Source organism: Aureivirga sp. CE67 (genome assembly GCF_015767245.1).
Classification (GTDB): domain Bacteria; phylum Bacteroidota; class Bacteroidia; order Flavobacteriales; family Flavobacteriaceae; genus Aureivirga.
In genome coordinates, this window is record NZ_JADOTV010000015.1 from 83,581 (window position 1) to 108,129 (window position 24,549).

At 31.5% G+C, this 24,549-nt stretch carries 21 protein-coding genes; 10 read left to right on the plus strand and 11 right to left on the minus strand.

Translation table 11 applies throughout. The annotated features are described in order from the left end of the window. Window positions 1-55: 55 nt before the first annotated feature. A complete protein-coding gene (locus I0K12_RS15915; RefSeq protein WP_196889132.1) occupies window positions 56-5,641 on the minus strand; it encodes an alpha-2-macroglobulin family protein in 5,586 nt (1,861 codons plus the stop codon). Window positions 5,642-5,792: 151 nt separating this feature from the next. Here I0K12_RS15915 and I0K12_RS15920 point away from each other — a divergent pair, with 151 nt between their 5' ends. Together I0K12_RS15920 and I0K12_RS15925 are read left to right on the plus strand one after the other, a co-directional pair. Beyond that, window positions 5,793-6,320, plus strand: coding sequence for a 3-hydroxyanthranilate 3,4-dioxygenase (locus tag I0K12_RS15920; RefSeq protein WP_196889133.1), 528 nt, complete (start codon window positions 5,793-5,795; stop codon window positions 6,318-6,320). Window positions 6,321-6,333: 13 nt separating this feature from the next. Continuing rightward, window positions 6,334-6,822: a hypothetical protein gene (locus I0K12_RS15925; RefSeq protein WP_196889134.1), complete on the plus strand. Its 489-nt coding sequence runs from the start codon at window positions 6,334-6,336 to the stop codon at window positions 6,820-6,822. 162 nt (window positions 6,823-6,984) lie between these two features. Here the strand turns inward: I0K12_RS15925 and I0K12_RS22005 are convergent, their stop codons facing one another. Next, window positions 6,985-7,419 (minus strand): IS110 family transposase, encoded by a 435-nt coding sequence (locus I0K12_RS22005; protein WP_231372782.1) that lies wholly within the window; start codon window positions 7,417-7,419, stop codon window positions 6,985-6,987. A 15-nt stretch (window positions 7,420-7,434) separates the two neighbouring features. Beyond that, window positions 7,435-7,980: an IS110 family transposase gene (locus tag I0K12_RS22010; protein WP_231372783.1), complete on the minus strand. Its 546-nt coding sequence runs from the start codon at window positions 7,978-7,980 to the stop codon at window positions 7,435-7,437. A 722-nt stretch (window positions 7,981-8,702) separates the two neighbouring features. Between I0K12_RS22010 and I0K12_RS15935 the strand changes: the two genes are divergently transcribed. The 5 genes from I0K12_RS15935 to ccsA all read left to right on the plus strand — a co-directional run bounded on the left by I0K12_RS15935 (window position 8,703) and on the right by ccsA (window position 14,363). Beyond that, window positions 8,703-9,962, plus strand: a complete 1,260-nt coding sequence (locus I0K12_RS15935; RefSeq protein WP_196889135.1) for an alginate export family protein — start codon at window positions 8,703-8,705, stop codon at window positions 9,960-9,962. Window positions 9,963-10,041: 79 nt separating this feature from the next. Beyond that, entirely contained in the window at window positions 10,042-10,653 is a 612-nt protein-coding gene (gene nrfH / locus I0K12_RS15940) for a cytochrome c nitrite reductase small subunit (protein WP_196889136.1), read from the plus strand. Between the two features lie 14 nt (window positions 10,654-10,667). Beyond that, a complete protein-coding gene (gene nrfA, locus I0K12_RS15945) occupies window positions 10,668-12,161 on the plus strand; it encodes an ammonia-forming cytochrome c nitrite reductase (RefSeq protein ID WP_196889137.1) in 1,494 nt (497 codons plus the stop codon). A 157-nt stretch (window positions 12,162-12,318) separates the two neighbouring features. Continuing rightward, window positions 12,319-13,563 carry a cytochrome c biogenesis protein ResB gene (locus tag I0K12_RS15950; protein ID WP_196889138.1) on the plus strand — a complete coding sequence of 415 codons (1,245 nt, stop codon included), beginning with the start codon at window positions 12,319-12,321 and terminating at the stop codon, window positions 13,561-13,563. Continuing rightward, window positions 13,560-14,363: a cytochrome c biogenesis protein CcsA gene (ccsA, locus tag I0K12_RS15955; protein WP_196889139.1), complete on the plus strand. Its 804-nt coding sequence runs from the start codon at window positions 13,560-13,562 to the stop codon at window positions 14,361-14,363. Before I0K12_RS15950 ends, ccsA begins: the two co-directional genes overlap by 4 nt. Window positions 14,364-14,672: 309 nt before the next feature. Here the strand turns inward: ccsA and I0K12_RS15960 are convergent, their stop codons facing one another. From I0K12_RS15960 to I0K12_RS15970, 3 genes are all read right to left on the minus strand, one after another. Continuing rightward, window positions 14,673-15,020 carry a hypothetical protein gene (locus I0K12_RS15960; protein WP_196889140.1) on the minus strand — a complete coding sequence of 116 codons (348 nt, stop codon included), beginning with the start codon at window positions 15,018-15,020 and terminating at the stop codon, window positions 14,673-14,675. Between the two features lie 69 nt (window positions 15,021-15,089). Beyond that, the gene (gene alr, locus I0K12_RS15965) at window positions 15,090-16,211 is read right to left on the minus strand and encodes an alanine racemase (protein ID WP_317194443.1); all 1,122 of its coding nucleotides are present in this window, start codon (window positions 16,209-16,211) and stop codon (window positions 15,090-15,092) included. Continuing rightward, window positions 16,198-16,815, minus strand: coding sequence for a thymidine kinase (locus tag I0K12_RS15970; RefSeq protein WP_196889141.1), 618 nt, complete (start codon window positions 16,813-16,815; stop codon window positions 16,198-16,200). The genes alr and I0K12_RS15970 overlap by 14 nt, the downstream gene beginning before the upstream one ends. 105 nt (window positions 16,816-16,920) lie before the next feature. On the opposite strand from I0K12_RS15970, the gene I0K12_RS15975 reads away from it, so the two are divergent. Both I0K12_RS15975 and I0K12_RS15980 read left to right on the plus strand, forming a co-directional pair. Then, window positions 16,921-18,336: a hypothetical protein gene (locus I0K12_RS15975; protein ID WP_196889142.1), complete on the plus strand. Its 1,416-nt coding sequence runs from the start codon at window positions 16,921-16,923 to the stop codon at window positions 18,334-18,336. An 18-nt stretch (window positions 18,337-18,354) separates the two neighbouring features. Beyond that, entirely contained in the window at window positions 18,355-18,957 is a 603-nt protein-coding gene (locus I0K12_RS15980) for a DUF4254 domain-containing protein (protein WP_196889143.1), read from the plus strand. 80 nt (window positions 18,958-19,037) lie between these two features. Here the strand turns inward: I0K12_RS15980 and I0K12_RS15985 are convergent, their stop codons facing one another. From I0K12_RS15985 to I0K12_RS16000, 4 genes are read right to left on the minus strand one after another with little or no spacing between them, the layout of a single operon-like run. Continuing rightward, complete coding sequence (locus I0K12_RS15985) at window positions 19,038-20,582, minus strand: DUF3570 domain-containing protein (RefSeq protein WP_196889144.1); 1,545 nt, start codon at window positions 20,580-20,582, stop codon at window positions 19,038-19,040. Further along, complete coding sequence (locus I0K12_RS15990; RefSeq protein WP_196889145.1) at window positions 20,567-20,779, minus strand: DUF4266 domain-containing protein; 213 nt, start codon at window positions 20,777-20,779, stop codon at window positions 20,567-20,569. Before I0K12_RS15990 ends, I0K12_RS15985 begins: the two co-directional genes overlap by 16 nt. Before the next feature lie 26 nt (window positions 20,780-20,805). After that, window positions 20,806-21,795, minus strand: a complete 990-nt coding sequence (locus tag I0K12_RS15995) for an FAD:protein FMN transferase (RefSeq protein WP_231372784.1) — start codon at window positions 21,793-21,795, stop codon at window positions 20,806-20,808. A gap of 1 nt (window position 21,796) precedes the next feature. Next, window positions 21,797-22,231 carry a thioredoxin family protein gene (locus I0K12_RS16000; RefSeq protein WP_196889146.1) on the minus strand — a complete coding sequence of 145 codons (435 nt, stop codon included), beginning with the start codon at window positions 22,229-22,231 and terminating at the stop codon, window positions 21,797-21,799. Window positions 22,232-22,523: 292 nt separating this feature from the next. Here I0K12_RS16000 and I0K12_RS16005 point away from each other — a divergent pair, with 292 nt between their 5' ends. After that, entirely contained in the window at window positions 22,524-23,717 is a 1,194-nt protein-coding gene (locus I0K12_RS16005) for a hypothetical protein (protein WP_196889147.1), read from the plus strand. 613 nt (window positions 23,718-24,330) lie between these two features. Here I0K12_RS16005 and I0K12_RS22015 read toward each other — a convergent pair. Beyond that, window positions 24,331-24,549: hypothetical protein (locus I0K12_RS22015; RefSeq protein ID WP_231372785.1), on the minus strand; the 219-nt coding region annotated here is incomplete at its 5' end.

The following is a 24,549-nucleotide window of genomic DNA, read 5'->3' on the forward strand; positions in this document are numbered from 1 at the left end:
ACAGAAGATGAAAAGAAACCAATCATCTTCTGTTTTTTTTATTATTTATAAGGTTTTATTTTACAACCTCAACCCACTGACCATCTTTGTGTATGAAATATTCATTGTCATACATAGCTTCTGCTTGAATTCCTGGTAAATAATATTTTCCAAGATAAGTGGCGTTCAACAAGATTTTGAAAGTTTTTGTCTCATTTTTGTTTAAGCTAAAATAGAAATTCACTTTAGCATCACGGATATCAATATGATCCGTTTTGCTACTTTCTGGATTTTCATAATCTGTAAAACGAGTATTTACAATTTCCCATCCTGAAGGAATAATTTCTGTAAGTGCAATATCATTTACATATTCATCTGTCAAGTTTTCGATTGTTAATGTAGCAGTAAATTCAGTTCCTTGCGAAAGTTTAGAAATATTTACTTCTGTTCCGTCCATATTTCCGTAATATACATTTACGTTTAAGTTTCTTTGTTCTACTAACTCTTTTCCAAGTGGAAGTTTTCCTGAAGAAACTAATTGGATATAAACTTTATTTCCTTTCAAATCTTTTACTTTTAAAGAATTTGTTCCAAGTTTAAAATCAAGACTTCTTTCTGCTAAAGCTTTATCAGATTTCAGTTTCTCTGTATTCCCATTGATTATATATTCGATATCCATTGATTTTCCACCATTTTTCTCTACCATTTTTGCTATTGCCAATAAACAATAAGCTGTAGTTTGTGTACTCATCCATCTTTTAGAATTCAAATCTTTTGCAATTCGCTCTGATAATTTTCTCTGACCTTTCGAACCTAAAATTACTTCTGTTTCTAAAGCCATTGCTCTATTTCGATCTCTAGAACCATAAGTGTAATAATCTCTATAATTATCTGTTTCAAAATCTACATTTGCAGTACTCGCAATTTGATTTGCAGCATCTTTTTGTCCTGCTAAAGCATAAGCAGCTGCCAAACGCCATTTTGCATTGTTCGAAATTTCTTTAAACTCACGTAGTCTATTCATCGCTCCTAAATCTGGATAACCAGCTAGTGCTAGTGTGTACAAACGATAAGCTTGTATAAAATCTCCATTAGACCTATTATAAGAAGGTCTCCATTCTTGTGCTTTTTTCTTTTGGAAACGTAGCCAACTACTCAAGAATGAAATAGGTAAACTATATCCTCTCTTTTCAGCCTCAATCATGAAATGTCCAGCATAGTTTGTTCCCCACTCATTTACAGAAGTACCACCTTGCCAATAACTCAATCCTCCGTTTGCTAATTGGAAGTTTCCTAAACGAATAATTCCATTTTGAATGTTTTCGTTGATCTTATCTTTTGTCTGATCATTTAAATCAAAAATAGCATCCATAAATAATTGTGGAAAAACACTCGAAGTAGTTTGCTCTACACAACCATGAGGATAACGAATTAAATATTCCATTCTTCCTGAAAAATCAATTGCAGGAATCGTAGAGAATTGCACTTTTACTTCATTACTTCCTTCAATACCAAATGGTGTAAAATCTATCGAAGTAGTTTGACTATTTTCTACATCATAAGTTTCGATTTTGGTAGTAATAGGATTTGGATTGTAAATAGAAATAGGAGTTTCATAGCTAGCTTTCTTTCCTGCTGAAGAAGCTAATACTTCTATATTACCCATCCCTTCTTTTTCTAAAACCTGTACATCAAAATAAACTACTTTTTCATCTGGCTTGCTAAAAGTTATTTGTTTTGTTTTATCTCCAATTACTTTTAATCCATCACTTAAATTCAGAGAAACATTCACATTTTTGATGTTTTTCTCCATAGCAAAAACAGTTACTGGAAGTTTCATATTTTCTCCAGGACTTAATTTTCTAGGAATCGAAGCCAAGACCATTAAAGGTTTCTTTACAGGTGTTGTTTCTTCTGCTTTTCCATAAGCTCCTTTCGAAGGATCTCCTGCAACAACCATTGTTCTAACCGAACCAATATAATTTGGCATTTTTATTTTATGACTTGCCGTTTCTCCAGCTTTTAGCACAAAAGGACCTAGAACAATAGAAACTGGTTTGAATCTATTATTGTCTTTTGAATTTTTATTCTTGTTTAAAGAACCATCTCCTCCTACAGAGAAAATTTGATCTACACTTCCGTTATAAGCTCCCATTACATTATCATAAATATCCCAAGTTTTCACTCCTAGTGCTTCTCTTTTGTAGAATTCATCCCAAGGATTTGGCGTTTTGAAATTCGTTAAATCCAATAAACCTTCATCTACAACTGCAATTGTATAAGTCATTCTTTTTCCAGATTTTTCTTTCACTTTTATAGTAAAATCTTTTTCTGGCATAATAGATTTTGGCATTTCAATTTCTGGATATATATGTGTTTTCGGATTTTCAACCGTAATCGGAATTACTCCATACAATCGCATTGGAAGATCGTTTCCTGTTACCGCATGAGGTTGAATTAAAGAAATATTGATAAACACATTTGGTGTCATTTCTTCTGTTATATCAAAAGAAGTAGTAGTTGTTCCTTTTTTAGTTTTCACCCATTTTGTACTGATTACTTTCGAACCATTCTCTATACTTATTAAAGCTCGACCTTCCGAACTTGAAGGGAAAGTAACTGTTGCAGTTTCTCCTACATTATAAGCTTTTTTGTCTGTAGAGAAAACTAACATTTTTGCAGATTCTGGATTTGCTCCTGAAGGAGTTCTCCACCAGTGTTCATAGAAATAAACTTTTGTTCCTGTAGCATGTTCTGACTCTGTGTCTGAAACTCGAATGAAATATCTTCCACCTTTTGCATCAGGAATATTGACATCAAATTTTCCTTTTCCTTGTCCATTTGTAGAAATTTCGAAAGATTTAAAAGGTTGGTGATAATCACTTCCAACATAATTTGACAAGTTTTCTTCGCTAGAATTCCACCACCAACGCCAATTGATTTTATAAATATCTACTTTTAATTTTCGATTCGCTTTTGGTTTTCCATCTTTAGAAACACTTACTACATCAAACTGGTAAGGTTTGTCTGTTTCATAAGATCCATATTGATTTGGTTCAGGATTTTTTAAACCAACAAAAGATTCATAAGGTGCAAAATTTTTCGAAGTAACATTAATTGAAAAATCTCCACCTTTCTCATATGCTTTTGTCAAGAAAGAAGCTTGAAGCATTCCTGGAGCTTGCTGTTCTAAATCAATATCTCTAGAAAAATCTGCAAAACCTTCGGCATTTACTTCTCCTTCGAAGAAATTCATTTCTCTAGTTTCAAAACTTCTTGCTAAATCATAGAAAGTATATTTTTTATAATCTTTGAAAGCACTTTTGATTGGTCTTAGTTTTAAAGAAATATTTGTTTTTAAGTTCTTAGCAATTGCTCCATGTAACCAGTGTAATTGAATTTTTCCAGAAATAGGTTCATTCACTGAAAGAATTTCTTCATCAAAATCTAAATCAATTTTTAAACGATTTGGTTTGATCGTTTCAATTTTGATTGTTTTTTCAAAACTAGCTCCACCAACATTTACCGTTGCTAACCAATTTCCAGTTTCATCTGTAGTATTTGTTGGAATATCAAATTTGTAAAATCCATTTGTTCCATGAGATTGTACTTTTTTATAAGTAATCTTTCCATGCGGATCTTGTAATTGCATTTGCACCGGATGATTTGAAGGAAGCGGATTTAATTTATCATCCAAAATAAAATTCAAATGTAAAGTATCTCCTGGTCTCCAAACTCCTCTTTCTCCATAAACAAAACCTTTGATTCCTTTCTTTATTTTCTTTCCAGAAACATCAAAATTACTCAGCGAAAGCGAATTTCCATCTTTCATTCTGATATAACTGATGCTATTTCCTTTCTGAACTGTCGCAAAATATCCGTAAGCTTTTGGTTTTAAAACTGAAAAACCTTCTTGATTTGTATTTGCTTTTGCAATTTCTTGTTGTTGGTAATTATACATCGTAATCGATGCATTTTCGATAGGATTTGTAGTCATTAAATCTGTTACAATAAAATGACACGTATTGTCTTCTCCTTTTTTTACAACAATTCCGATATCAGAAGCAAGTAAGTTTGTAACGATACCTTTGTTATTATAATTATTATCATAATAAGCCGCTTTACAAGGATCTTTTCTATCTTCCCAACGATAAGATTTATACCTTTTATAATTATAAATTAAATTGTCCCAGTATTTTTCTTCTCTTTCATCTGCATCCAATTCTTCTTGATTATTCTCATACTCTTCATATTCATCTTCGTAATATTCATCATCATAATATTCACTTTCTTCTTTATTGTCAATTCCTCCAGCACATTTATAAAGCGAATATTCTTTTTTGAAATTTATTTCGATTTGATAAATAGCTCCAATTTCAGTTTGCATTAATTCTGATAAATCAATTGCATATGTTTTCCATTTTCCATCGTTTTCAATTGGACTTTTAATCAACTCAATTTTCTTCTTCAAAATTTTTCTTCCAACTCTTCGAATGTTATAAGAATCCTGATCTGCAATACTATGATTTTGTAAAAACTGAAGTACATTGTTTTGATAAATTTTTACCACACGAATATCTACAGCACTCAAGTTTACTGCCTGAAAATTATATTTTAAATTTTTAGAATCAGGAAGAATTACGCCATTTGTAACTGTTCTGATTTGTGGTTTAATTTGCTGAAAAGCGATATTTTTTGTGATAGTCTCTTTTAGTTTAAAACCAGTCGTAGATTTTATTCCTTGAAAAATATCTACATTTAATGTTCCTGCAAGACGATTTGGCGTATAAACTTTCAATATATTTCCTTCTACAGAAAATTTTAAATTATTTGTGTTTTCAATAGAAACTAAACCTTTAAAATTTTGACTTTTTTGAAGTGGATCCGAAAAATTGATTTCCACATACTGTTGTGGAGTTTGAACAACATTTACTTTTAAAACTGAAAAATTATTTTTTCCAGGAATCGTAATTTCATCTTCTCCTTTTTTATCACTATCAATAGCTTCTCCATTCCAAGTAACTATTACTTTCGTATCATCATCTTTTCTTTGAATACTATCAATTTTAAAATTGAAAAAATCATTTTGTTTGTCAAAATCTTCCCATTTTATAGAAAGATCTTTTCCAAACTGAGATGCTTTAACTAATTGTTTTGCTTTTTCTATAGAAACAATATCCGAAGTTTTGATAGTTCCATTCAAATATTGCCAATCCGTATCATAAGATTGAATCGAAGTTGTGTTAATCGCAAAATCAGGTTCGATTGTTTTAAACTGAAAAGTATACGTTTTAAATTCCGAAGGAACATTCGTATATAATTTATCCAACGCAACCTTAATTGTATATTCTGTATCTGGTTTTAAACTTTCCTCAGGTAGAAAAACCAATCGTTGACTATTTTCTAAAGATAATTTACCTTTCACATTCGGAGAAATCTTTAGGATATCTTGTGGTATCTCCGAATTTACCTCGAAGGTGGAGACGGGATTTGTAAGCTCAACACGTATTGGTTTTACAACAGAAGTAATCCCAGTAGTCGTGTACTGAATGTAGTTTTTGAACTTGAACAGATTGTCATTATCTGTTGCTTCTGTATTTTTTCCACATTGCGCCAAAAATACTAAAACGCATACCCAAAAGATTTTTTTAAGGACTCTCATAAATGATTGATAGGTAGCAATTTAAAAATTTATCAAATTTAGTAAATTATAACACTTTTATTTTGATTTCTTTCATTAATTTTGGATTAATAATGCACTTTTTTATTAAAAATGCACATAAAAAGTAATTATACATTTAAAAGGAGGAATTATGAAGTTTGCTAAGCCATTTAATCTTCAAAAATGGATTGAAGAAAACAGAGATTTGCTAAAACCACCTGTGGCAAATAAAAACTTATACAAAGAATCTGGAGACTACATTGTGATGATTGTTGGTGGACCAAATGTAAGAAAAGATTATCATTATAATGACACAGAAGAAATTTTCTATCAGTTGGAAGGAGATATCAAAGTAATTGCTCAAGTTGATGGAGAAAAACAAGAAATCGAAATCAAAGAAGGAGAAATGTTTTTACTTCCTGCAAAAATTCCACATTCGCCAATCAGACCAGAAAACACCATTGGTTTAGTGATTGAAAAAAAGAGAAATGATGTGAATATTGATGGTTTGATTTGGTATTGCGATAGTTGTAATCACAAACTTTTCGAAGAATATTTTCCACTAACAAATATTGAAAAAGACTTTATTCCAGTTTTCAGAAAGTTTTATACCAACCAAAATTTGAGAACTTGTGATAATTGTGGAACAGAAATGAAAGTAGATGAAAGATTTATATAATAGGTACACATTTTTGAAAAAAATAATAGTATTGGCAGTTTTGATTTCATTCGTAAGCTGCTCGAAAAACGATGTAAGTTGGAATCCTTTTGAGCCAAATAAAAAATTAGGAGCTGAAATTTTATTAGAAAATGGATTAAAACCAAAAATAGAAGTAACACAAGAGTGTTGGTATTCTATGTTTAAAGAAAATATGCAGCTGAATCTGATTTATCATACAAACGATGATTGTCAATTTTCAACAGGGCAGGAATTTATAATTACGATTCCAAAAAGCGATTCAGACAGAAAACAAAACACGATGGCAACAGATAGTTTAGAAATCAATAAAATGTTGCAAAAATTTGATGCGAAGATTATTTCTCCAATCAAGTCGGAAAAAGATAAATTTCAGCAAATAAAATATGTGTTTAAAGCAGAAAATAAATCAGGTATCAAAATCGACTGGGAAATGTTCGATCGAATCAATGATTTAGAACTTCATTCGAATTTTAAAGAATAAAATATTTAGAGCGCTCCCTTTTCCTTCCGTAAAAACTACAGGAAAAGGTCAGGCTTTCCGTTCCAAGTTTTGTATTAAAAAAAAGAACTTCTAAACAATCCGTGGGCTTCCGTTGGTCGCCTCCGTATTCTATGATCTACACAAGTAAAAAATGTTAAAATTTTAAGCGGCAAATTTCATTGTATCTACGTATGGAGTTTTCCGTTTTATAATAGCAAACATTCTAGAAATTAATTTATTTCTAATAATATTTATGGTACTCATTTTGTTTTTTCCTTTTTTGATTCTTCGTTCATAAAAAGCTTTTATTTCTGGGTTATATTGAATGGCGTTTATCGCACACATATTCAATATAGATTTTATACTTTTATTTACTAAATGTGATACTTTATTTTTACCTCGTACAGAACTTCCAGAGATATTAGGAAACGGAGCTATTCCGCAATAACTTGCAAACTTTCTTGAAGACTCAAATTTGGTAAAATTATCTGTAAAAATTAGCATTGTAATTGCTGTTTTTTCACCAACACCTTTTATGGAATTTAATAAATAAAAATTCAATTTTAACTGTTTATTTTTAAGAATTATTTCTCGCATTTCTTTTTCAAGTTTTTAGATTTGTTTGTTAAATTCTCGAATGACTTTTTCTTGAATTTCAAAAATTAATTTATATTGTTTTTTAGAATAAACCCTTTTCTGTTCTTTTAAAGTAGCTTTATAACCAGCTCTTTGTTTTACTAGCTTCTTACGCAAAGAAAGCATGGGTTTTAATTGTTTTAAATCGTCAGTTAAAATCTTAGAAACCACTAATTCCTCTCTTAAACGAAATGCATAAAGTGCAATTCTTTTTGCATCTATCTTATCCTCTTTATCTCTAGTAATCCCAAGTGATCTTTTGATTTCTAAACCTGGAATAATACTGAAGTTTAATTTTTTTTTATTTAGATAATCTGCTAAAGAATCTGAATACATTCCTGTATGTTCGAATACAAAAAAGGTCTCTTTTAATGAGAAAATATTATTTTTAGAGCCCCATTCTAGAAGTTTTCTGAATCCAGAATTGTTATTATCAAACTGCTCTATTTTTTTTTGAGTGTGAATACAAACATCTATCACTTTTTTACTAACATCGATTCCAATTATTTCTTTGATTTGCATAATTTTTGTAATTTAGAAATGGTTACATAAACTAAGACCTTTAATAAGAACTGAACTAAAATTCTATATGGTTCTAGGTAACCGATAAAGGATGAAGACTAATACGGAGGATAGCTCTAGAAACTAGTTCGCTAACAAGTTCACTTCATCCTTTTTAATTTATACTTTCAATTTAATCAATATCTCACTTAAACTCAAATTACACTTTTTCAATTAGCCGATTTTTAACATTTAAGAAACTTATATAAATCTAAAGGTTTGTCAAGAAGTTCTATTTTTTTTAAAGACAAAAGCTTTCCACTACAATCCTTAGCGAACATGCATTTGATTTATGTTACTTACTAATATTTAATTCTTACCCTTTTTAGAGACAAAACGGTAAAACTCATACAAACGAACATTATAAATGAATGCATTTTCCTTCCTAAAGCCTTTATTTATAATGATTTTAAATAAAATTATATAAAAAATTGAAAGAAAAAGTAAATATCAAATTTTCAAGGAAATTTTACTGTATTTATATTAATCTAAAAAATTAGAACAAACTTTATTTTTATGTAACTCAAAATGAGATTCTTATATTTTATTTTCATTTTCTTAATTTAATCTATTAATAATTGAGAATATCGAAAAATTAACTTCTAAAAATTCCATGATTTTTGTCATATTTTTAAAAAAGAGTAAAAGGTATTTTTACATCGTAAATTAAAAATCAGAAATATATGAGGTTTGTGAAGGAAATCATTTTTGCAGTTGTTTTGCTCTTAGGATTAAGTGCTACTGCACAGTTTAAAGTAGACGCAGAAATTCGTCCACGATTTGAATACAGACACGGATTTAAAACATTATTTCCAAATGATACAGATCCAGCGGCATTTGTATCACAAAGAACTCGATTAAAATTTGATTATAAAAATGAATACTTAGAAGCTTTCGTAAGCTTACAAGATGTTCGAGTTTGGGGAGACGTAAAACAATTGAATACAGCAGACAAAAATGGTCTTTCAATTCACCAAGCTTGGGTAAACCTGATTTTAGACCCTAGCTTCTCAGTAAAACTAGGTCGTCAAGAAATTGTTTATGACGATGCTAGAATCTTCGGAAACGTAGATTGGGCTACGCAAGGAAGAAGTCACGATATCGCTGTTTTTAAATACAAAAAGAATAAGTTCAGAACAGATTTAGGTTTCGCTTTTAATCAAGATGCTGAAAACGTAACAGGAACAACTTATACGGTTCCAAACAATTATAAAGTAATGCAATATGCTTGGTTACACAATGATTGGGATAATCTTGGAGCTAGTTTCTTATTCTTAAATAACGGATTACAATACATCGATGAAGCAGATTCAAAAAATGATGAAGTTCGCTACAGTCAAACAGTTGGAACACACTTAAAATATAATAAAAATGGATTTTCTTTGGTAGGAAACGCTTATTATCAGTTTGGTAAAGATAAAATGAATAATGATCTAAGCGCTTACCTACTTGGTTTGGAGACTAATTATAAATGGACGCAAAAGGTAAAAACAGGACTTGGTGTTGAGTTACAGAGTGGTAATGACAATGGAGCACCTTCTAATGGTGAAAACAAAGCATTTACTCCTTTCTATGGTACGAATCACAAGTTTAATGGTTTGATGGATTACTTCTATGTTGGAAACCACGCAAACAATGTTGGATTATTAGATCTTTACTTCAAAGCTAATTTCAAACTTAACACTAAGTCTAATTTACTAGTTGCTTATCATAATTTCTCAGCTGCTGCCGACCTTCAAGACTATGACAAAAAAGGTCTTGGAAACGAAATCGATTTAGTCTACGCATATAAATTTAAGAAAGACGTAACATTCAAAGTTGGATATTCTCAATTGTTTGCTTCAGAAGGAATGGAAGTATTGAAAAACAACTTTGATGATAACACAAATAATTGGGGATGGGTAATGGTTGTAATCAAACCTACTCTTTTCACAAGTAAATAAGAATTCTACAAAACTGAACCTATCAAAAGGTAGGTTTGGTTTTCAAAATAAAGTTTTAAACAAATAAACATTAAAAGACATGAAAAGGTTACTAAAATTTTTGAAGCCACCAAAGCAATGGCGAGTACCTGCCTTCATTCTTTTAGGTGCTTTTTGTGGACTTTCTCTTTATGCAGTAATTGAGTCCAAAGCGGTTTCTTATCTATCGGACGATCCGAAAACTTGTGCAAACTGCCATGTAATGACACCTCAATATACAACTTGGACAAATAGCTCGCATAGAGAATGGGCAACTTGTAATGATTGCCACGTACCACAAGATAACGTTCTGAAAAAATATGCTTTCAAAGCTAAAGATGGATTTGGACATGCAAGCGCATTTCTTCTTAGAAACGAACCTGAAGTTATCAGAATGAAAGAAGCTGGAAATGAAGTTGTGCAAGATAACTGTATCCGTTGCCACCAAGACCAAGTTACTGATGCAAAAATGAGTACTTGGGTAGAGAGTCACAATGATAGCAGAAAAGACAGACAATGTTGGGAATGTCATAAAGAAGTTCCTCACGGAAAAATACACAGTCTTTCTTCTACAAAGTATTACGGAAAGATTCCGATGGAACATCAAGAAACATTACCTGATTGGTTGAAAAAACTAGTCGAAGAAAATAAAGAAGAAAATAATAAAGAATAAAAAAACCGAAGACAATGAGCAATAAGAGAAAACCCTGGATAAATTGGATGCTATTCCTAGGATCCTTAGTGATAGTATTCTTACTTGGATTGTTGATTTCTTCAATCTCTGAGCGTAAAATGGAAGCAAAATTTGCTTATACGCCGATGACTGAAATTAATGATTTAGAACCTAGAAATGAAGAATGGGGAAAAAATTTCCCAAGAGAATTTCAATCATACTACAAAACTGCAGATAGTTCATACCGTTCAAAATATAATGGAGGTGCAATGATCGATATGTTGGAAGTAGATCCTAGATTAGTTGTACTATGGGCTGGATATGGATTCTCAAAAGATTATAACCAAGGTAGAGGACACTACTATGCTGTTGAAGATATTCACAACTCTCTAAGAACTGGTGGACCAACTGGAGAAGATGATGGACCAATGCCATCTACTTGTTGGACATGTAAATCTCCTGATGTACCAAGAGTAATGAATGAAGATGGAGTTGAAGAATTTTATAAAGGAAAATGGGCAAGATTAGGTGATGAAATCGTAAATCCAATCGGATGTGCTGACTGTCACGATGCAAAGACGATGAACTTAAAAATTACGCGTCCTGCACTTATCGAAGCTTTCGAACGTCAAGGAAAAGATATCAACAAGGCTTCTCATAATGAAATGCGTTCTTTAGTTTGTGCACAATGTCACGTTGAGTACTACTTTGATAAAAATATTCCTGGTAAAGAAAAAACACCTTATTTAACTTTCCCATGGGATAAAGGACAAACAGTTGAAGATATGGAAGAATACTACGATAGTATTCAACACGTAGACTGGGTACACAAATTAAGTAAAGCTCCTATGTTAAAGGCGCAACACCCAGGATATGAAGTTCACCAAATGGGTATCCATGGTAAAAGAGGAGTTTCTTGTGCGGATTGTCACATGCCTTATAAAACAGAAGGAGGACAAAAATTCACAGATCACCATATTCAATCTCCTTTAAATAATGTGGCTAATTCTTGTCAAGTTTGTCACAGAGAAGAAGAGAAAGAACTTATTGCTAATGCTTTCTCAAACCAAGATAAGATCATTGAAAATAGAGATAAATTAGAAGAATTATTAGTGCAAGCTCACGTAGAGGCTAAACAATGTTGGGATCTAGGAGCTACTGAAGAGCAAATGAAAGATATCTTACAAGATATTCGTCACGGACAATGGCGTTGGGATTATGCTGCTGCTTCACACGGAGGTTCTTTCCACGCACCTGTTGAGTTAGGACGTGTAATCTCTAAAGGTATCGATGTAACACAAGAAGCTCGTATCAAATTATCGAGATTATTAATCAAACTTGGATACGAAGGAGAAGTTCCTTATCCAGATATTGAAACAAAAGAAAAAGCTCAAAAATTCATTGGATTACCAATGGAAAAATTAAGAGCTGAGAAACAAAAATTCAAAGAAGAATTACTTCCAAAATGGAAGGAAGAAGCTGAGAAACGTGAGGCTACATATAAATAATAATTTATTTTAAATTATGCATTTAGTTATTGAGCTTGTTTTTATCAAGCAAGCTCAATTTCTCAAATGTTTCTTTTAAACAAGAAAAACTAACTAACTACTGGATCAAACCAAACTGTTTAAAAGATTTATTAACTACTACTAAAAAACATAAGGTATGAAACCCGAAAGAGAAAAGCGAATGTTGTGGGAGAATCCATGGGGCTATACCGAATCCTTCATTATTGGAATAGGTTTATTACTAACCGGATTCGCTCTTGAAATGTTCGTTGGAAAGCAAAGCGCGTTTGAGCTTGTTTTCCCATATAACTTATACATTTTTATATTATTCAACCTTATTTTGGTTGTCTTATACAAATGGTTTTCTAAAAACCAAATTGTACGATGGTTATTAAAAGTTCCTGCATCTATTACTAGTATTTCATTAGTAACTTTTATGGTTCTTTTAATGGGGATTTTTCCTCAAGTTAACTCTACAAATGCACTTGTAAATACATTAGGACTAAACCACATTACAACGCATTGGGCTTTCTTACTAATTATCATTTTCTTTTTGACTTGTCTAGGTTTAGTGACAATCAAAAGGATAGCGCAGATGAAGTGGAAAAACTTCGGTTTTGTACTAAATCATTTAGGACTTTATCTAGCACTTTTTGCCGGAATCATCGGTTCTGGAGACTTACAAAGACTTTCACTAAACACTTATGAAGGTTCTCCGAGTATTCATGCTTTAGATATGAATAATCAAAAAGTAGAACTTCCGTTTGCAATTTATCTGAAAGATTTCAAAATAGAAGAATACAACCCTAAATTAGCTCTTGTAGATAATGAAAAAGGGGAATTAGTACACAATGACGGAAAGAATCTTTATTTGATTGATAGCGGAAAAGTGTACAATTTTGAAGAATATCATGTTCGCATTTTAAAATTCTTACAATCATCTGGTAGAATAGAAAATGGATATGCTTTTGTAAACGAACAAGGTTCGCCACCTTCGGCAGAAATTGAAGTTATTAATACAAAAACAAAGGATACTGTAAAAGGTTGGATTTCTAGTGGAAGTTTCCGTCATCCTTACGAATCTTTGAAAATTGATGATAAATTTTCTATGGTGATGACTATTCCAGAAGCCAAAAAGTTTAGCTCGGATATTTCGATTTTAAACATAGATGGTTCCAAAATAGAAACAACATTAGAAGTTAATAAACCTTACAGTTATAAAGGATATAAATTATACCAATTAAGTTATGACGATGCCATGGGAAAATGGTCAACTCTTAGTGTGATAGAGTTAGTTCGAGATCCTTGGTTACCTGTAATCTATACAGGAGTTTTTATGATGATTGCAGGAGCATTCTATATGTTTTGGATGGGTAATAAATTTAAAAAAGAAACAAAATGACTTGGTTGGACTTCCCAATGTTTTCTATGAGTATCATAGGACTTTGGATAATCGGATTTATATTCTTAGGAATATCATATAAAAAAGAACAATTTATAAAAATATGTTTCGCATTCTTTACGATCGGATGGCTTGTCTTAATCTATTTCATCAAAGATTTATGGATAGAACTAGACAGACCTCCAATGCGAACACTAGGTGAGACTAGACTGTGGTATGCCACATTTTTACCACTAGTTGGTTTTCTTACTTATTTTCGTTGGAAATTCAAATGGTTCTTGGCATACAGCATCGGGATGGCTGGAATGTTTCTAGTGATTAATTATTTAAACCCAGAAACCTATTCCAAAACCCTAATGCCAGCATTGCAAAGTCCATGGTTTATTCCACATGTTTTGGTTTATTTATTTTCATACGCTGTGTTAGCAGCATCAAGTTTTGTTGCAATCAAAGGTTTTATAGGTCTTCGAAAACAAAAATTTGACATTGCAACAATACAACTAGCAGATAACTTAGTTTATATAGGATTTGCATTTTTGACGCTTGGACTTCTTTTCGGAGCCCTTTGGGCAAAGGAAGCATGGGGACATTATTGGACATGGGATCCAAAAGAAGTTTGGGCTTTCTTAACGTGGATGGGATATCTGATCTATATACATTATAGATATTTTCACCCACAAAAAAATAAACAAGCATTAACAATACTTGCTTTAGCTTTCGTGGTATTAATTGTGTGTTGGTTTGGTGTAAATTACTTACCAGTAGCGCAAGCAAGTGTTCACACATATACACAAACGTAATATTTATATATCTTTTTAGTTATAGTTTTAGTTTAGATAGGTAGATTATTTTAGAAAAAAAACCACAGAAATCCCAGTTTCTGTGGTTTTTTATTTTATTCGTTTTTATCATTTTGGGCGAAACCTTTTTTCGTTTCAAAAACTCCAAAAAAGGTCGGGCTTTACGCTACTAGTTTTCTTTTTCCAAAAAAGTTTTTCTAAAGAAATACGTGGGCTTCTTAGGTCGCCTCCGTTTTCTAAGAAAAAACAAATTTTTGAAAAAAAGAAAAGCTAACCGCTACAATCCCTTTCGCAAAAAAACTTCTAATCTTAAATATACTCTTGAGCTTCAAAGTACATGACAACTGCTTCTTTCATCAAAACAGATTGCTCTCCAGGTTTCAAAAAAGGTAAAGCTTCTTTTTCTTTATAATGTGGCCAACCATCATCATCAATAAAATCAAACTCATAATATCCAAAAGGCTCCAAAACCTTGCAAATAGCAATATGCATCAGGTTGATTTTTTCATCCTTTTTGAATCTTCTTTGCCCCTGACCTAATTCTTGAACTCCGATTAAATATATAATAGCATCTAAATTAAGCGTCTCGCCATCACCAAAATCTTCGGAAAGTTTCTTCACAACGATGTCCCATTTTTCTTTTAAACTTAAAGACATATTTTTATTTTTTTAATTCAACAAAAAAAGTGAAATCCGAATTTTTAATATTTTCGAAATAACCAATAATTATTCGCTCTCAGGAATCATTACTCTTTCGACTCTCTGAGAGATAGCCGTCAAAATCTCATAAGGAATTGTACCTATTTCTCTAGCAAAATATTCGATTGTCTCTTGCGAATCAAAGATGATTACTTCTTCTCCAACTTCACAATCGATTCCAGTAACATTTACCATAATCATATCCATACAAACATTTCCAATAATTGGAGCCATTTGCCCAAGAATCTTCACAAAACCTTTTCCGTTTTTCAACTGTCTACTAATTCCGTCCGCATGACCAACAGGAATTGTAGCATATTTTGTTTTTTCAGAAGTAGTAAAAGCTCTGTTATACCCAATTGATTTTCCTTCTTCTACATAAGAAATTTGAGAAATAACAGATTTTAATGAATTTACATTTTGTAGCTTTTTAGTTTCTTCCGCAGCATTTCCAAAACCGTGAAGTCCAATTCCTAAACGAACCATACCAAATTGTGCTTCTTCTGCATAATTAATAATACCAGAAGTATTTAAAATATGATAAAAAGGTTTTTCTTCTAATTGGTTTGAAAGAAAATCGGCATCTTTCTGAAACTTTTGAATTTGTCTTAATGTAAATTCTCTTTCTGCATAATCTTCACTTGCAGCAAGATGAGAAAAAATAGAAGTAACTTTTAGATACGGATTTCTACACAATCTTTTATTTAAAGCATAAATATCATGATGAGAAAAACCTAATCTATTCAATCCTGTATTAATTTTTATGTGTACAGGATAGTTTTCAATTTTCTGTTCAGAAGCTATTTTTTCAAAAGCTTCCAAAACAGTAAAATTGTAAATTGTTGGTTCTAAATTATAGTGAATGATAGATTCGAAATTGAATATCTGTGGGTGTAGAACTAAAATCTTTGTTTTAATTCCAGCCTCACGAAGCGCAATTCCTTCTTTAGCATAAGCTACCGCAAAATAATCGACGTTTTTAGTCTCTAAAAATTTGGCAATAGCTATCGCATCCGAACCATATCCGAATGCTTTAATAACAACCGCTAAGCGAGTGTTCTCATTTAATTTTGATTTAAAATATGCTAAATTATGTGCAATCGCATTGCAATCAATTTCTAAAACAGTAACATGACTATTTTTCATCATTCTTTATCTCCTCTTCTTTATTGTCGTGTTCGTGCATCGCTTTGTAGTAAGCAGCTCTACTCAATGGTTCATACTCTTGTGTTTCTCCAAGTAAAACCAAATCATCGCTTTGTGCTTTTCTATAGCTATAGTTTGCTAAGTTTCCTGTTCTGGTACATACAGCATGAACTTTCGTTACATATTCTGCTGTTGCCATCAGTGCAGGCATAGGTCCGAAAGGATTTCCTTTAAAATCCATATCCAAACCTGCAACAATTACACGCACACCTCTATTTGCTAATTCGTTACAAACTGCAACAATTCCATCATCGAAAAATTGTGCTTCGTCTATCCCTACAACATCCATGCCTTCCGCTAAAATTAATATATTTGAAGAAGAAGGAACTGGAGTAGAATGAATTTCATTAGAATTATGAGATACTACTTTTTCATCATCATATCTTGTATCGATTGATGGTTTAAAAATTTCTACTTTTTGTTTGGCAAATTGTGCTCGTTTTAATCTACGGATTAGTTCTTCTGTTTTACCAGAGAACATAGATCCACAAATTACTTCGATCCATCCAAATTGTTCTGTATGATTTACTGTATTTTCAAGAAACATTTTGTAATTTTCGGGCTTGAAAGGTTATCTAATATCTTTAGTTTTCGGAAACCGTACAAATTTATTAAAAATAAGCACTAAACATTCAATTAAAGTCATCAACTTATGCAAAAAAAATTAGAAGCTGAATTAATGAGCATCGCACATGGGATTTTACAAATGAAAAACCGCGATGATGTAAAGGCTCTTCATGAAAAAGCACAGGCCTTATACGAGAAATTATCTGTTCTAAAATTTTTGGATTATTACCAACAAACCACACCAAATGCAACAGAATCTAAGGAAGAATTACTAGAATATTTTGCAAAAGCGACTGAAAATAAGGAGAGTTTAGACAAAGCTGCGGAGGAAGAAAAGATTCTTTCAGGCGTAAAAGAAGTTCTTACAGAGGAAATTAGAAAAATTAATCTTCAACAAAAAACAGAAGAAAAAAAGGAAGATATTGTTGATAAACAAAAACTTGTCTCTACTGTTCAAGAAGTAATCAAAGAAGAAATTCCGAGACAAGAAGCTGTAAAAGTTGTAGAAGTTGAAAAGGAAATTGCACCTGAAGTTGTTGAGGAAAAAGTAGTAGAAGAAAAAGTGGTAATCAGTCAAGATGAGCCAACTTTAATTGTAAAAGAAGTAGTAGGAACTCTAGAAGAAATCGAAGACGAAGGTGATGTTTTTTCTAAACCAATTTCTAACTTAAATACTGCGAAAGAAAATAAAACTACAAATGCTCCTGTAGAAGAAAAGAAAGAAGAAGTTGTTGCGGAAGAAAAGCCGAAGCCTATGACAGAAGCAGAAAGAGTACGAGAGCAAATTGCAGCAATCAAAAGGCAGGCTGAAAAGCAAAGAGAAGACTTTGAGCATGGACAAAATAATCCAATAACTCATGAAGAGGAGCAGGAAAGATTAAGATTAGCAAGAATCGAAGAAGAAAAAAGACAACAACAATTAGAGCTTCAAAGACAAGAAGAATATAGAAGACAAGAAGAATTAAAACTTCAAGAAGAGGAAGCTGAAATAAGAAGACTTCAAGAGTTAAAACAAAAACAATTAGAGCTTCAAAAACAAGAAGAACTAAGAAAGGCACAAGAATTAAAACTTCAACAAGAAGAAGCACAAAGAAAAGCGCAACTAGAACAACAAGTTGTTGAAGATTATACTTTAGAAGAAGAGTTAAGAAATACACCTTCGGTAGATGAGACTTCTGAAATGTTTAATGACCCAAGCAAAATTCCTACAGGAAACTCGATAAACGACCGTTTTACTGGAAATACTGGAGGAGCTACAGTAAATGCTTTAAACAATAAAGTAATCACTGTTGGGTTAAATGATAGAATAGCTTTTGTTAAACATTTGTTTGAAAATAGTCAGGAAGATTTTAATAGAGTACTTTCGCAATTGAATACGCTTAAATCGGAAAGAGAAGCGAAATATTTTATTACAAAAATGGTTAAGCCTGATTATAATTGGACAGACAAAGAAGATTATGAAGAGCGCTTAATGAAATTAATTGAAAGAAGATTTGTTTAAATATAATAATCGAAAAATATGAAGAGTCAAGATTATAATTCTATTTTTGATAAGGTAATCGAAAAATATCATGTAATTGATAGCGTAGATCAGCCTTTTGAGAATATCTATGATAAAAATACTTTAGAGCATTTATTATACAGAAAATGTTGGATTGATACAGTACAATGGCATTATGAAGATATTATTCGTTTGCCAGAAATTGATCCAATTGAAGCTTTAAGTTTAAAAAGAAAAATTGACGCTTCAAACCAAGATCGTACGGATATGGTAGAGTACATTGATAGTTATTTCTTAAACTTAAACAAAGATGTTGAAGTAAAAGAAGATGCAACTATCAATACAGAAAGTCCTGCATGGGCAATTGATAGACTTTCTATTCTTGCATTAAAAATTTACCATATGAACGAAGAAGCAACAAGAGAAACTGCTTCGGATGATCATAGAAAAAAATGTCAAGAGAAATTAGATGTACTTTTAGAACAAAGAAAAGATTTATCTTCTGCTATCGATGATTTAATCCAAGATATTTCGGAAGGTAAAAAATACATGAAAGTATACAAACAAATGAAAATGTATAATGACGATGAATTAAATCCAATGTTATACAACAAAAAATAATTTTCGAAAGAAAACATAATAAAAAAACTCAAAGTAGCATTTTACTTTGAGTTTTTTATTTGACATATGTTTAATGGTAATTAGAATCTAAATGTAGTACCGAACATTACATTGTCGGCAGTTAATCCATTATCTCTTTTATAATTGCTATATCTTACCTCTAAATTGTGGAATCTAAATTGTCTCTTTTTGCTTAATCTAATATTAAAGATTCCTTTTGGTGGAGCTAGCTTAATTCCAAATCCAATTTTCTCACTATTAAACGAACTTAAATCAAAATCTGAAGTATAATATTCTTGACTTAATTTATGTTCTCCATATGGCTTAAAATACTTTGAACCATTCTGGATATAATATCTATAAAAAGGATAGAATGTAATCGATTTTGTAACTTTAAGAGGAACTTCTAAGCTAATAGTGTGCGCACTTAAACCAAAATCATCAATATAGAAACGGTAGTAAAATCTTGAAATTATTCTTGGGCTAATAAAATAGTTGGTTCTGAAACCTACTGCAGCCTTGATTCTCTTTCTTGGTAATTTTTCTACTCTTACTGTTTTATATTTTTCTACAGCAACTCCATCATCAAAATAAACTCTGTGAAAAGGTGTAGATAATAATCCATTTTGATAAGTAAAGTCTGTTAAAATAGCAGCATTCATTCGCTTATTAATAACAGTTTCATAAGCAAAACCAACATTATAAGTGTATCTATTATCTTTTTCAAAAGTTAATTCTTCTGAATTTTCTCCATACTCATCATCATCGTCGTCGTCATCATCTAATGCTCCTGCCATGATATCATTTCTAGTAAAAATTCCTAAGCGATCATCATCATCGTCGTCATCGTCGTCATCGTCATCATCGTCGTCGTTGTCATCGTCGTCATCATCGTCGTCGTTGTCGTTGTCACCATCATTATTATTTCCATCATTATCTCCGCCATCATCATCATCATCATCGTCATCATCATCATCATCATCATCGTCATCATCATCATCATCATCGTCATCGTCGTCATCGTCGTCATCGTCGTCATAACCATTTCCTTTTTTTGAATCATCTCTCAGCTCTCCAGGGTAGATTAACAACCATCTGTCATAAAAAAAGTTTGCTTTCATTGAGAAAACACTATTTTCATCTTTAGAAATCTTCGACCATTTTACTCCCATATTATAAGAAGTAACATCATACTCTTTAGAATAACCCAAAGAGAATCCGAACGATGAATTTTCTTCTACATTTTTCTCAGTATATCCCAACTGAATATGTCTTCTAGTATCCGAACCAGAAACCGCTGTACTTCCTGCTTGACTTGCAGAAGTAGTATATTTATCAATATTAGCACTAGATGCAGAAGTATAATGATCAATACCTCCAGAAATAGAAAGTTTTCCCGTTTTACTTACCGGAGTTGTAATCACAACAATTGCCTCTCTATTTTCTAATTGTTCTGTCCCGATACCTCCAGTTACTGGCGAATTATCTCCATCTTGTTCATAATAATCGAACAAAATATTAATTTCTGTTGGGTCAGCTTGTTTAATTTCTTCTTGAGAATATCCTTTTAAACCTAAAAAGAATACAAATAGTAAAAGTAAAGCTCTATTTAATTGCAACCACATCCTCCACCTGTTTTTCCTCCATTAGCACCTGAAGCTCCTTCTCTATAGTTTTGAAAGTTTACTTCAAACTGTTCTGATGATCTTGATGATAAAGCCATATCATCATCATTTAAATACGTTTTTTGATAAGGTTTTACACTTGAACAAGATGTAAGAATCCCTCCTAGCAATAGCACAGCTACTGAAAGGCTTTTCATTTTTAAATTCATTTGTTTTTGATTAATTAATTTTTTTCTTGAAGTTTTAAATCTTTTGATGTGAAAATTTCTCCTTGATTATCCAAAATCAAACATTCAATTCCTTTTAATTTATTGATCAATTCGATTCCTTTATTTTTTCCCATAACAAAAACAGAAGTAGCTAGCGCATCTGCCAATTCTGCATTGGGACAAAAAATGGTAACACTTTGTAAACTCTCTACTGGCCAACCAGTTTTTGGGTCAATAATATGCGAGTATTTTTTTCCATCTAAAACAATAAATTTTTCATAATTACCCGAAGTAACTACGGAAGAATTTTCTAGAGGAAACCATCCAAGCGCATTTTCATCATCTTTCGGATTTGCTATTGCGATTTGCCATTTTTTATGGACTGGGTGTTTTCCCCAACAAGTCAAATCTCCACTAGCATTGATTAGTCCTGATTTTACACCTAATTTTTGCAATTTTCTTTTGACAGATTCAGCAGCATACCCTTTTCCGATAGCTCCAAAACCTATTTTCATTCCTTTTTCTTTCAAAAAAACAGTTTGTTTTTCTTCATCCAGAATAATATTATGAAAATCAATTTTTGAAACAGATTTTTGAACAGTAATACTATCTGGTATTTCAGTCATTTTTCTATCGAAAAACCAAACTTTATCAAGGGAAGCAAAAGAAATATCAAAATAACCGTTGGTTAATTTTGAAACCCGAATGCTCCTCTTGATCAAACCAAACAATTCTTTTGAGACAGGAACTGCTTTTATTCCTGCCATCTGATTCACTTTACCCGTTTCTGTATCCGATCTCCAAGAAGAAATTACATCTTCAATTCTCTTTACTTCTTCCTGAGCAAAATCTAGATACTTTTCCCCTTGTTCTTCATTCTCTGCTTCTACCGAAAAAACAAAAGAAACTCCCATCTGAGTAGTAGCTCTTTTATAGATATTCTGAGAATAAATCTTTTGAAAAGAAAAGAGAAATACAAATATTAGTGTAAAATTTTTTAGCATTTTAATTAAAATATTTTTCTAAAAATACTTCTGTAGTCTCTCCTTTATAACCATCGATCTTCTTTAAAATATTTAAATTTTTATCGAAAACTACTACATAAGGAAAAGCTCCTTTTGAATTATATTTTTCAGCAATTGACTCATTATATTTGATTGTTTCTTTTGAAACTCCTCTTTGATTTCTTTTAAAATCAATGTTTACAAAAATATATTTGTCGTTTGCTTTTTCTATAAATTCTGGAGATTCTAAAACCTCAGATTTTAACTGAATACAAGGCTTACACCAATCTGACCCAGAAAATACCAAGATTACTTTTTTATCCGTATCTTTCCCTAAAGCCGCTGCTTCTTCCAAATTAGTATGCCATTTGATTTCTTGGCTAAATCCTAAAACTGTGTTTAAAAAAATAAATAAGAATAGTAATTTTTGTTTCATGTATTTAATTATTGAAATTTTAACAGTGCAAATATATACTTTATTTAGACTTAATAAAAATAATATATTAACAGTTTTTAAGATTCTGTTATATTAACTAGCTCATTTTTAGATTTTTTTTGAATTATTTTTTTGTTTTTAAGATAAAATATAGTCGTAAATTCGGGTAACCAAAAACAACTAAACACTTGTAAAATAACAGATTGCTATAATTTTAAAGTTTTTTATAAAAAAATGGTAGGGTGAAAGCTTTAATGATTGTTTTATAAGTGTTAACTAAAATCTATCAAAGATGAAATACTTAAAATCAAGTTTAGCTTTTTTACTATTGACAGTATTTGTATTTACATCATGTAACAATGATGATGATACACAAGTACAACAAATCGAAACTGTTAGTGTGAAAAAGAGTGAAGGACTAAGAACTTTTTTAAATGTAATCAAGAATTTAAATCTACAAAATGCAAACGCCAGAACAACTACTGATGACGAATTGTGTTTTGATTTTGTGTATCCAATCACTTTAGGATACAATGATGGTTCTACAGTAGAAGTAGAAAGTTTAAATCACCTAATCGAAGTATTAACAGACGAAACTGAAGATTTATATATCGAAGGAATCAACTTCCCATTTGATATTGTTTTCGCTGCTGATGACAATGTAATGACAGTAGAAAGCGAAGAAGATATTATTTCAGCTTTAGAAAACTGTGAGTACATGGAAGACGAAGAAGATTGTTTTACAATCCAATTCCCAATTAATGTAATTATCGGAAATGAAACTGTAGAGTTTACTTCTATGGAAGATTTATACCAAGAAATTGAGTACGAAATCGTATTCCCAATTACTGTTATCGATAATGAAACAGGAGAAGAAATCATCGTTGAAAACTATGATCAATTAGATGAATTAGAAGAAATGTGTGATGAAGACGAAGATGATATGGATATGTGGGATTTTGAATCTTTTGAAGATTGTTTTACATTCAATTACCCATTAACAATGGTAATTCAAGATGAAGATGTTACTTTCAATAACGATGAGGAGTTCTATGATTTCTTTGCAGAATTAGATGAAGAAGATTTAGAAATTGAAGATATTACTTTTGTATTCCCATTCACAGTTACTTTAAGTGATGATGAAGAAACTCAAGAAACTATGGAAAACATGGATGATTTCATGATGTTAATCGAAGATTGTTTAGAAGCTTGGGAAGAAGACAACGGAGATTGGGACGAAGAAGATGAAGACGAAGACGAGTCTGATGAAAATGATAACGACGAAGAAGAAGACGAAACTGACGAAAACGATGATGACGAAAACGATGAAGACGGAAATGAGTCTGATGAGAATGACAATGACGAAGAAGGAAATGAAACTGACGGAAATGATGAAGACGGAAATGAGTCTGATGAGAATGATAACGACCAAGAAGGAAACGATTCTGAAGATTCTGAAGAAAATAACAACGAAGGAGGAAACTAATATCTATATAAATAATTACTCTAAAAACACGATTGTTTAAGTTGAATTTTTAAAACGGATAAAGATTAATTTCTTTATTCGTTTTTTTATAAACAATAACCAAATAAGAAGAGATAGGTTTTAGCACTTATCTCTTTTTTTATTAAACTATAATAGAAAATAAATAATAGTAATTTGGGCGTTTCCCTCCGGGTCGGGCTTTCCGTTATATCTTTTTTGCTAAAAGCAACAGGCTGAAAAAGCAAAAAAGGATGCCACTACAATCCCTAACACAAAAACAAACAAAACCCTCACATTTCTACCAAACAACGCTAAAACCGCTAAGACAATCAAATTAAGCAACTATTACTACATCTCTTTAGATTAAGAACCTTCTCGGTTGATTCTTCGAAGGTAGAATCATCACGTTCTACTACGATTTATCAATTTTAATTTTCGCTGGCACGAGTTTGTAACTCGTGACCACACAAATAACAGAAAAACAGAAACATTCTAAAAAGATTACTAGTAAAACAAAAAGGAAAAGAAATAGAATGAAAATAAGAAAAAGGAGTAAACCCTAAAAACAAAAAAAGTCCCAAAGGGACAATATAAACCAACATAGTGTGCAACACTAGGAATTCTCAAAATCAAAACAAAAAAGTCCCAACGGGACGACATAAACCAACATAGTGTACAACACTATGAACTTTCCCAAAAGGAAAGTTTTAAGCAAAAAAAATCCTGATTCAAAAAAAGAATCAGGATTCAAAGAAAGGCGATGACATACTCTCCCACCAAAGGCAGTACCATCTGCGCTGGTAGGCTTAACTTCTCTGTTCGGGATGGAAAG

What these genes read in the sequence shown, in the direction of transcription:
- I0K12_RS15935 (WP_196889135.1), top strand. Translation starts at nt 8,703, where the DNA reads ATGAGGTTTGTGAAGGAAATCATTTTTGCAGTTGTTTTGCTCTTAGGA.
- I0K12_RS15960 (WP_196889140.1), bottom strand. Translation starts at nt 15,020, where the DNA reads ATGTCTTTAAGTTTAAAAGAAAAATGGGACATCGTTGTGAAGAAACTT.
- I0K12_RS15915 (WP_196889132.1), bottom strand. Translation starts at nt 5,641, where the DNA reads ATGAGAGTCCTTAAAAAAATCTTTTGGGTATGCGTTTTAGTATTTTTG.
- I0K12_RS15990 (WP_196889145.1), bottom strand. Translation starts at nt 20,779, where the DNA reads ATGAAAAGCCTTTCAGTAGCTGTGCTATTGCTAGGAGGGATTCTTACA.
- I0K12_RS15985 (WP_196889144.1), bottom strand. Translation starts at nt 20,582, where the DNA reads ATGTGGTTGCAATTAAATAGAGCTTTACTTTTACTATTTGTATTCTTT.
- I0K12_RS15950 (WP_196889138.1), top strand. Translation starts at nt 12,319, where the DNA reads ATGAAACCCGAAAGAGAAAAGCGAATGTTGTGGGAGAATCCATGGGGC.
- I0K12_RS16005 (WP_196889147.1), top strand. Translation starts at nt 22,524, where the DNA reads ATGAAATACTTAAAATCAAGTTTAGCTTTTTTACTATTGACAGTATTT.
- I0K12_RS15975 (WP_196889142.1), top strand. Translation starts at nt 16,921, where the DNA reads ATGCAAAAAAAATTAGAAGCTGAATTAATGAGCATCGCACATGGGATT.
- I0K12_RS22010 (WP_231372783.1), bottom strand. Translation starts at nt 7,980, where the DNA reads ATGCAAATCAAAGAAATAATTGGAATCGATGTTAGTAAAAAAGTGATA.
- I0K12_RS15995 (WP_231372784.1), bottom strand. Translation starts at nt 21,795, where the DNA reads ATGCTAAAAAATTTTACACTAATATTTGTATTTCTCTTTTCTTTTCAA.
- I0K12_RS16000 (WP_196889146.1), bottom strand. Translation starts at nt 22,231, where the DNA reads ATGAAACAAAAATTACTATTCTTATTTATTTTTTTAAACACAGTTTTA.
- I0K12_RS15970 (WP_196889141.1), bottom strand. Translation starts at nt 16,815, where the DNA reads ATGTTTCTTGAAAATACAGTAAATCATACAGAACAATTTGGATGGATC.
- I0K12_RS22005 (WP_231372782.1), bottom strand. Translation starts at nt 7,419, where the DNA reads ATGCGAGAAATAATTCTTAAAAATAAACAGTTAAAATTGAATTTTTAT.
- alr (WP_317194443.1), bottom strand. Translation starts at nt 16,211, where the DNA reads ATGATGAAAAATAGTCATGTTACTGTTTTAGAAATTGATTGCAATGCG.
- nrfH (WP_196889136.1), top strand. Translation starts at nt 10,042, where the DNA reads ATGAAAAGGTTACTAAAATTTTTGAAGCCACCAAAGCAATGGCGAGTA.
- I0K12_RS15920 (WP_196889133.1), top strand. Translation starts at nt 5,793, where the DNA reads ATGAAGTTTGCTAAGCCATTTAATCTTCAAAAATGGATTGAAGAAAAC.
- I0K12_RS15980 (WP_196889143.1), top strand. Translation starts at nt 18,355, where the DNA reads ATGAAGAGTCAAGATTATAATTCTATTTTTGATAAGGTAATCGAAAAA.
- ccsA (WP_196889139.1), top strand. Translation starts at nt 13,560, where the DNA reads ATGACTTGGTTGGACTTCCCAATGTTTTCTATGAGTATCATAGGACTT.
- nrfA (WP_196889137.1), top strand. Translation starts at nt 10,668, where the DNA reads ATGAGCAATAAGAGAAAACCCTGGATAAATTGGATGCTATTCCTAGGA.